This window comes from Cognatilysobacter lacus (assembly GCF_008274655.1).
In the GTDB taxonomy this organism is placed as follows: domain Bacteria; phylum Pseudomonadota; class Gammaproteobacteria; order Xanthomonadales; family Xanthomonadaceae; genus Cognatilysobacter; species Cognatilysobacter lacus.
Genome location: NZ_VTRV01000269.1, coordinates 1 through 1,204, shown reverse-complemented (window position 1 = coordinate 1,204; position 1,204 = coordinate 1). Strand labels below are relative to the sequence as shown.

Sequence of the window (1,204 nt, the reverse complement as noted above, 5' to 3'; positions counted from 1 at the left end):
GACGCGCCGGTCGGCACCTTGCCGCCCAGCCTGCGCTTCCATGCCGGCGGCGAGCACAGCATCCGCGGCTATGGCTGGCGCGAGGTCGGGCCGCGCGTGGGCGTGCAGGGCCAGCGCTTCGCGGTCGGCGCGCGCAATGTGATCACCGCAAGCGCGGAATTCGAGCACTACCTGAACGACCGCTACGGCTACGCGGTGTTCGTCGACACGGGCAGCGCGTTCAATGCGCGCCCCGACATGCACACCGGCGTCGGCGTCGGCCTGCGCTGGCGCTCACCGGTGGGCCCGGTGCGCATCGACATCGCGCGCGGGCTGAAGGACGCGGACTCGCCGTTCCAGATCTACCTCGGGCTCGGGGCGGAGCTGTGAGCCGGCTGCCCGACGCACACGGCGCGTCACCGGACGAGCCGACACCCGAACAGCGGGAAGCGCACATCGGCGAACTGCGCGACAAACGCCATGCGCGACGACGCCGGCTCGCGCTGCGCAGCGGCCTGGCCACGCTCGGCGTGCTGCTGCTGGTCGCCGCCTTCGCGTACTGGTTGCTGACCACCGTCGCCGGCCGCGACCTGCTGCTCGCGCAGATCAAGGCGCGCCTGCCCGCGACCGCATCGCTGACCTGGTCGAGCGCCGAAGGCCCGGCGTCCGGGCCGATGACGCTGCACGGCGTGCATTTCCGCTGGAACAAACTCGACTTCGTCGCACGCACCGTCGTGCTCGATCCGGCCCTGCGCCCGTTGCTCGGTCGCCGTTTGCGGCTGGACGCCATGCGCATCGAAGGCGCGACGCTCGACCTGCCGCCCAACGACAAGCCGTTCGAGCTGCCACGCTGGCCCGACTCGCTTCCGCAGATCACCGTGCCGCTCGCGCTGCAGGCCGACGACATCCGCGTCGACGGGCTGCGCGTCACCCGGCAATCGGCACCGCTGATCGACATCACGCGGTTGCGCGGCGGGCTGGATGTTTCAAGCGGTCGCCTGGCGATGTCGCATGTCGCGATCGACAGCGATCGCGGCAGGTTCGCGCTGCACGGCACGTACGCCCCGGCCGATGACTACCGCACCGACCTGCTCGCCACTGCACTGGTGCCCGTCAAGAATTCGCGCACGCCGCTGCGGCTGGGCTTCGTCGCCCGCGGCAGCCTGGAGGCGATGGACGTGGCGCTTGCCGGCGCGGCGCCCGGCCCCGTTCGGGTCACGCTCAC

The 1,204-nt window shown here is 71.8% G+C and carries 1 protein-coding gene and 1 pseudogene; both read left to right on the top strand.

Going from position 1 to position 1,204, the window contains the following annotated elements:
* A partial coding sequence (locus FW784_RS13990; protein ID WP_149353932.1) for a BamA/TamA family outer membrane protein occupies positions 1 to 369 on the top strand: 369 nt, incomplete at its 5' end.
* A pseudogene (locus FW784_RS13985) lies at positions 366 to 1,204 on the top strand (translocation/assembly module TamB domain-containing protein); the annotation flags it as partial. The gene FW784_RS13990 and the pseudogene FW784_RS13985, both read left to right, overlap by 4 nt.